Consider the following 7,422-nt stretch of genomic DNA (forward strand, 5'->3'; position numbering starts at 1 on the left):
TCCGTTTGTTTGGGGTTTCTAACCGCCGGGTCTCCGTTTGTTTGGGGTTTCTAACCGCCGGGTCTCCGTTTGTTTGGGGTTTCTAACCGCCGGGTCTCCGTTTGTTTGGGGTTTCTAACCGCCGGGGTCTCCGTTTATTTGTGTGCCCGCAAACTCTACGGTTTCTAACCGCCGGGGCCTCCGTTTGTTTGCGTAGTTATTGATGAGTTTTGTAATTTATTTGAGTTTTACTCTTGACATTGACATTAATGTCAAGGTTTAGGCTACAGGAGTTATTCTACCAAATCAAATTTCCCCATGACTCCCAATTCCCTCCCCATTTCTCGCCTCTGGCGCCTTGTGGAAGAACATCCGGATGCTGTGACTGCCGCCCTGTGCGGAATTCTAGTAATTTTGGGTTCGATCGCCCTACAAGTCGGTTGGCTGGGCTTAGCGGTGTTAATATTGCCCGCTGCTTACGTAATCGGTGGCTATTCCAGCACCCGCGAAGGGTTGACTACGCTGTTTGAAGAACGCGAATTAGATGTAGATTTGTTGATGATTGTTGCTGCTTTGGGCGCGGCCGGTTTGGGGCTGTGGCGGCGAGAATATCATTTAATTGTGGACGGTGCTGTTTTAATTTTAATCTTTGCAATTAGTGGCGCGCTGGAAGGTTATGCTATGCAGCGGACTGAACGGAGTATTCGCAGTTTGATGAGCTTGACTGCGGATACTGCGCGGGTGCTAATGTACGATGGGGAACGAGAAATTGCGATCGACAAATTGGCAATTGGCGATCGTATTTTAGTCAAGCCCGGAGAAATCATCCCCACAGATGCAATAATAGTTGAAGGCTACAGCAGCCTGAATCAAGCCTCAATTACCGGCGAATCGATGCCCGTGGAAAAAACAGCGGGCGATGAAGTCTATGCAGGCACGATTAACGGTGCCGGCGCGCTACAATTGGAAGTTCACAAAAGTCCAGAAAGCAGTTTGATTCAGCGAGTGATTCGGCTGGTGCAACAAGCGCAAACCGAAGCGCCGCCTTCTCAGCAGTTTGTGGAAAAATTCGAGCGCGGTTATGCTAAATTGATTGTCGGTTTAGGCTTGCTGCTAGCAACTTTGCCGCCCTTTATTTTGGGCTGGAATTGGGAAGACACCATCTATCGGGCGTTGATTTTTCTAGTAGTCGCATCTCCCTGCGCGCTGATGGCTTCGATTATGCCAGCGCTGCTTTCGGGAATTGCTAACGGCGCGAGACAGGGAATTTTGTTTAAAAGCGGCGCGCAATTAGAGATAATAGGTCAAGTTCGGGCGATCGCCTTTGATAAAACCGGCACTCTCACCACGGGAAAACCGGAAGTTGTCAGAATTGTCCCCGCAACCGGATATACTGAAACAGAAGTTCTGCAATTGGCTGCGGCTTTGGAAGCTCATTCCGAACACGCGATCGCCCAAGCAATTGTCCAAGCCGCAAATCAGCAACAGTTACCGCTGTCAAGTGCTACGGACGTACAAGCAAAAATCGGTCAAGGAATTGTCGGTAAAGTTAACAATCAAATTATTACCATTGGTAAAGCGGATTTTGTCAGAGCAACTTCGGAATTGACAGAAATAAGTCATCAATTGCAAGCAGAAGGAAAAACCGTTGTTTGGGTAGCAAAAGGCGATGAACTTTTAGGTATCATTGCAGTAGCAGATACAGTCCGCCCGGAAGCAGCAGCCACAATAAAACGCCTGCAAAAATTAGGAATAGAACATATCATAATGCTGACAGGCGACAACCAGCAAACCGCCCAATATATCGCCCGCCAATTAGGAATCAATGAAGTGTACGCCGAACTTTTACCCGAAGACAAAGTGCACCTAATTAAAAAGCTGCAAACCCAGTATCAAACCGTCGCAATGGTAGGAGACGGAATCAACGACGCCCCCGCCCTCGCCCAAGCATCCGTGGGAATTGCGATGGGGATTTCCGGCAGCGACGTAGCTTTAGAAACTGCTGACATCGTATTAATGGCGGATAAGTTAGAACAATTAGCTAAAGCAATTAGTTTGGGCCGCCGCGCTCAAAATGTGGTCAAGCAAAATATTGTGTTTGCACTCAGTTGCATTATACTGTTGTTAGCTGCTAATTTTTTCGGAAATATCACAATGCCGATCGGTGTCATCGGCCACGAAGGGTCTACAGTAATCGTAACCTTAAGCGGCTTGCGCCTGCTGAGAAACTAGACAAATCGACACAGAAGAAGAGCGACACCAAATCCGCTCTTTTTCGTCCTGCATTCCTCTCTCTCTTCTCGAACTCTGCGTTCTCTGCGCTCTCTGCGGTAAAAAAATCCAAATATTAAGAAAAACTACAATTTGCGATCGCATTACTCAAAACACGCTAGTGTCAAAAGTATTGAATCATACCAAAACCTAAAATTGCTCTAGACTGCAATAAAAATTCACCTAGAAACAGTCTGGAAAATGATATTCAATTCATTGCACCAAGAGCAATTGAAAACAAGTTTTCGATTGGAGGCAATATGAACCACAAAGTCATTGGGGCCACGCGAAACGTTGCAATTGTTGGCCCATATTTAAGCGGTAAAACCGCACTTCTCGAAAGTTTGCTATCGGTGACAGGAGCAATTACCCGCAAAGGTAATGCTAAAGATAGCAATACAATAGGTGACAGTTCGCCGGAAGCGCGCGATCGCAAAATGAGCCTAGAAGTCAACAGCGCGAGCACCGAATACGAAAACGTCCGCTTCACATTTCTTGACTGCCCCGGCTCGATCGAATTTGCTCAAGAAACTTACAATGCACTTATCGGTGTCGATGCAGCCGTAATTGTTTGCGAACCAGTTGCCGATCGCACTTTAACCCTCGCCCCGCTGTTCAAATTCCTCGACGATTGGGAAATTCCCCACCTAGTTTTCATCAATAAGATCGATCGGGCGTGCACAGACGAAACGACTTGCGGTAGCAACTTCACCCACGTACTCAACGCGCTCAAATCAGTTTCTAGCAGACCAATTGTACCTCACCAATACCCGATCGGCAAAAACGAACAAATCATCGGTTTTATCGACTTAGTAACCGAACAAGCTTACCACTATCACTCCGGCGCACCCGCAGATCCCGTCCCGCTTCCCGAACACCTCAAAGCACAAGAAAGCGCCGCGCGACAGGAAATGCTGGAAGCATTAGCCAATTTTGACGACCGTTTACTGGAAGAATTGCTCGAAGAAATCAATCCCGATGCTGAAGAGATTACCCGCGATTTCAAGATGGAATTAGGCGCTGATTTAATAGTGCCCGTATTCATCGGTATCGCCGAACAAGATTTCGGCGTGCGGCCTCTGCTGGAAGCTTTACTCAGAGAAGCGCCGACACCGGAAACTACAGCAGAAAGGCGCGGTTTTATACAAGGTGAAAACAAGGTTCTCGGTCAAATCCTCAAAACCTATTACACGCCGCAGGGAGGCAAATTATCGTTAGTGAGAGTGTGGCGGGGAACCCTCGCAGATGGAGCAGTTTTGAACGGGGTTCGAGTTAACGGTTTGTACCGATTGACTGGCCAGCAAACGCAAAGTTTGCAGTCCGTCAGTGCCGGAGAAATTGTGGCTGTAGGCAGGCTGGAAGGCTTGAAAACAGGCGATGTGCTGGGTTCAGACGAATTCTTACCAAAAGCAGAAATCATCTCGCCTGTGTACGCACTGGCGATCGTCCCCGAAAAGCGCAATGATGAAGTTAAGCTGAGTTCTGCCTTAGCTAAACTATTAGAAGAAGACCCATCTTTAGTTTGGGAACAGCACGGAGACACCCACGAAATTATACTTTGGGGTCAAGGTGAAATCCATCTGAAAGTAGCCTTAGACAGGTTGCGCCGCAAGTACAATTTGCCGATGGTAACTCACTTACCGCAAGTACCGTACAAAGAAACCATCCGCAAACCCGCATCATCCATTCACGGGCGCTACAAACACCAAAGTGGCGGACACGGACAGTTTGGCGACGTGTACCTCGACATTGCACCGCAGCCTCGCGGAGAAGGCTTCAATTTCACCGACAAAATAGTCGGCGGAGTCGTTCCAAAACAGTATATTCCCGGCGTTGAAGTGGGAGTGCGCGAATATTTGGATCGCGGCCCGTTGGGTTTTCCCGTGGTAGATGTATCGGTGACTCTGACAAACGGTTCCTATCATTCTGTTGATAGTTCGGAACAAGCTTTTAAGCAGGCGGCGCGGTTGGCGATGCAGTCGGGGATGGAGAAGTGCGAATCAACTTTGCTGGAGCCGATCGCCAAAGTTGAAATTTGCGCTCCCAACGAGTGTACATCAAAGGTGTTGCAGTTAGTCAGCGGACATCGCGGTCAAATTCTCGGCTATGAGGGTAAAGCAGACTGGAAGGGATGGGATGCTGTTTCGGCTTATTTGCCGATCGCCGAAATGCAGGATTTGATCGTAGAATTGCGATCGCAGACGATGGGTGTGGGATTTTTTAACTGGGAGTTCGATCGATTACAAGAAGTACCGGAACCTTTGGCTAAGCGAGTTTTGCTAACTACTGGAAATGGCAACGGTAACGGTAAAAATTAAACCGTAGGGGCGGGTTCACCAACCATATATAACGATGACCAACAATATATAAAAACCCGCCCCCACCCACCATAAATCTGAATGTACATTAATATTGTTTGTTGGGATGGGGCGGGTTTTTGAGATTGTTTGTTTGGTGGCGGTTATTATTGGTGAACCCGCCCCTACGAGATTGTGTCGGTTAATTAAAATTACAATTTTGTTGGTAAATTTGATTGGTAGGGGCGGGTTCACCAACCATATATAACGATGACCAACAATATATAAAAACCCGCCCCCACCCCACCATAAATATGAATGTACTTAATATTTTGGGTTGGGATTGGGCGGGTTTTTGAGATTGTTTGTTGGGTGCAGATTATGGTTGGTGGAATCCGCCCCTACTGATTTGAATGATAATTCAGCTTATTTAGTCAACTCATTTAACCCTGAAATAACATTCTGAGCTAGCATTAAAGCATTTCTGGCTTGTTGTTGTAAGTTAGAGATAGTATCTGCATAATCAGCTTGATTCCTCATTTTTCTTAAGCGAGTTAAATCTTCACCTATCTCTATCATAGTCTGGGATTTTGATTGATTTTTAAATTTTTGAGGTACATATTGATGCGGATTAATCTTATAAGCTTTATTGCCCGATAATTGAGGATCTTGTTGAATGTCGCGGCAGTAATTCCGTGCTAAGCAAAACACAGCATAATAAGCTCTACTTACAGCCGATCGCAATTTTGCTTCTTCACTGGTTCCGGCTAGCTCTTGTGCTAAATTAAAGTATTCTGACCAATCGAATTTCATTCCCACCCCAAGTCAATGTGTAGTATATTGTTAGGAATGACCAGACTCGCATCTAGCCACCAAGTGCGATCGAGAGTTTTCAACTTTTCAAAAGCTTCCTCGACTTCGAGTTTAGTATAGATGGTAATCCAGAGCGATCGCCAATTGGCAATTTCGGGATCGGTTTTCACTTCCAAGCCCAATCTTTCCCTAGGAAAGAGTTCTATAATTTTAGAATGAGCTGCTAAAATCAAACTTACCATTACTTCTTGTTCTATAATTAACTTAAAGGCTTCTAACGGATCTTCTACTGTGTAGAGACTTCTGATTTTATTGAAATCGGAGATTAAATCGTCAAAAGGTGTGGTTTTAATGGCAGACTCTTGGATAGCAGTCATAATTGTCGATCGCGAATGCTTTGCTTGTTAATATTTTAGCAAATACGATCGCAATTCTGTCGTAACCCAACAAGAAACCGGGTTTCTACGAAAAATCGTTGAAGGAAATTAAAGATATACATAGAAACCCGGTTTCTGGCCTCATCTTGCATCAGCCCGAAACTAACGGCGAAAAACCCTCGACCACAAAGCTATAATTATCGCAGTCAGCAGACTAGCAGTCACCCCAGATAGAATACTAAATCCCATAATCACCCTCAATCCCGAACCAGGCTCAAAAATCGGCACAAAGGTATTTATGGCAGTATTGATAGTAGGATTTGCCTCAATTTCTGTTTTGAAGCCAGCCGCCGCCGAAGCTACAGTCCCGCCAGTTGACAATCCGACACCGACGATACCGACGATTGTCTGAAAAGTGCGATCGCTCTCAGCCTTCCGAATCTCAACCGTACCTCTAATAGTATCAGTCAAACTCCGCAAAATTTCCAAACAAGGGCGAAAATTGTCAATATCTTTTTGGATTTGTTTGGGATAGTGTTGTTCAGCCTTGTCCCAAAAATCCTGCAAAAACTGCAAATCATCCGTAGGTTTAGCCTTGGCTTGAATTTCAGTCAACTTAGTCTGATACTTTTCCAGATTCACCTTAATTGTGCTAAATTGTAACTCCAAATAATTAAGATCGATCGCAAACTCAGACAATTTCCCCATCGCCTCCATCAGCTTCTGGAGATTCAGACGAGAAGTATTCCGCATCTGCACAATTTCGTTGTAATTATTCACCAACCGATCCTTTAAAACTAGACTTTTCTCATAAGCCCAAATAATCTTATGACGGTAACACAGCAAATCCAGCCCATTTATCAAAAACTCCCTAGCCCAGGTTTTAAAAGCCACTTCATCGGGATATAAAATCACCAAAAGTTGACAGTTATCCTCAATCTTGTCGCCCCAAAACTCAAATACTTTCCCACCTAAAAACTCACCACTTCCTTGAGGAACACCATCTTTTGCAAACAAACACTTGTAAACTTGTTTTGCAAGTTCTTCCTTTTCCGCATCATCCCCAGATTCCAGCCAACCCGAAAGCATCCAAGTTTTGCCGATATTTTCCAACTGCGGCGGTTTGGGAATTAAATATTGCAAGCTTTCAATCAGTTTAATAACTTTATCGGGTTCGTACTTATCCTCAACGTAAGCATTAAATAAAATTTGGTAATTATCGCTTAGGTTCCAGCGGCGGTAGCTGCCTTTGACTGAATGATTGTTGAGATTTCCTATAAAAGGTAAATCGGCTACTGCTTTCTCCTGTAACGCCAGAAATTTTTGTTTTTGTTGGGGAGTAAAAGAAACATTCAGTTGTTGGTGAATTTGTTCGGCTAAAGCATCTAAAAATTTGATGTAGATTTTGCGAGTTTCCGGTTCGCCGACACCCAACCCTTGTTTGAGAGTGTAGCTAAATAAATTTAGGGTAGGGTCAACTAATTTGAGCATAAAATCTTTTATTGATGGTTACAAAAAATTACCGGGCGATTGGAAATCGCGTCTACACAATAAAATTACCCGGCGGTTGAAAGAGACTGTTGGCGAATGTCTGAGGGGTAAAACCCCTCAGACATCGCCATGCTGAAATAGGCAAAATGATTGTGCGACCATACACCATATTAAATAATTTATTATGACTCTTC

Annotated in this window: 5 protein-coding genes; 2 read left to right on the plus strand and 3 right to left on the minus strand. The window is 44.9% G+C overall.

Annotation, left to right across the window (positions count from 1 at the left end):
* The first annotated feature begins 297 nt into the window (after positions 1 to 297).
* Together QZW82_RS31905 and QZW82_RS31910 are read left to right on the plus strand one after the other, a co-directional pair.
* Positions 298 to 2,211 (plus strand): heavy metal translocating P-type ATPase, encoded by a 1,914-nt coding sequence (locus QZW82_RS31905; RefSeq protein WP_293158321.1) that lies wholly within the window; start codon positions 298 to 300, stop codon positions 2,209 to 2,211.
* 299 nt (positions 2,212 to 2,510) lie between these two features.
* Positions 2,511 to 4,568: an elongation factor G gene (locus QZW82_RS31910; protein WP_293158324.1), complete on the plus strand. Its 2,058-nt coding sequence runs from the start codon at positions 2,511 to 2,513 to the stop codon at positions 4,566 to 4,568.
* A 405-nt stretch (positions 4,569 to 4,973) separates the two neighbouring features.
* Here QZW82_RS31910 and QZW82_RS31915 read toward each other — a convergent pair whose 3' ends face one another.
* The 3 genes from QZW82_RS31915 to QZW82_RS31925 form a co-directional block, all read right to left on the minus strand.
* Positions 4,974 to 5,360: a HEPN domain-containing protein gene (locus QZW82_RS31915; RefSeq protein WP_293158326.1), complete on the minus strand. Its 387-nt coding sequence runs from the start codon at positions 5,358 to 5,360 to the stop codon at positions 4,974 to 4,976.
* On the minus strand, positions 5,357 to 5,737 hold the full coding sequence (locus tag QZW82_RS31920; protein ID WP_293158328.1) for a peptidase: 381 nt from the start codon (positions 5,735 to 5,737) through the stop codon (positions 5,357 to 5,359). Before QZW82_RS31920 ends, QZW82_RS31915 begins: the two co-directional genes overlap by 4 nt.
* Positions 5,738 to 5,899: 162 nt before the next feature.
* Positions 5,900 to 7,228 carry a hypothetical protein gene (locus QZW82_RS31925; protein ID WP_293158331.1) on the minus strand — a complete coding sequence of 443 codons (1,329 nt, stop codon included), beginning with the start codon at positions 7,226 to 7,228 and terminating at the stop codon, positions 5,900 to 5,902.
* Positions 7,229 to 7,422 lie beyond the last annotated feature (194 nt).

It is taken from the genome of Microcoleus sp. bin48.metabat.b7b8b9.023, assembly GCF_013299185.1.
Lineage (GTDB): Bacteria > Cyanobacteriota > Cyanobacteriia > Cyanobacteriales > Microcoleaceae > Microcoleus.

What these genes read in the sequence shown, in the direction of transcription:
- QZW82_RS31905 (WP_293158321.1), top strand. Translation starts at nt 298, where the DNA reads ATGACTCCCAATTCCCTCCCCATTTCTCGCCTCTGGCGCCTTGTGGAA.
- QZW82_RS31910 (WP_293158324.1), top strand. Translation starts at nt 2,511, where the DNA reads ATGAACCACAAAGTCATTGGGGCCACGCGAAACGTTGCAATTGTTGGC.
- QZW82_RS31915 (WP_293158326.1), bottom strand. Translation starts at nt 5,360, where the DNA reads ATGAAATTCGATTGGTCAGAATACTTTAATTTAGCACAAGAGCTAGCC.
- QZW82_RS31920 (WP_293158328.1), bottom strand. Translation starts at nt 5,737, where the DNA reads ATGACTGCTATCCAAGAGTCTGCCATTAAAACCACACCTTTTGACGAT.
- QZW82_RS31925 (WP_293158331.1), bottom strand. Translation starts at nt 7,228, where the DNA reads ATGCTCAAATTAGTTGACCCTACCCTAAATTTATTTAGCTACACTCTC.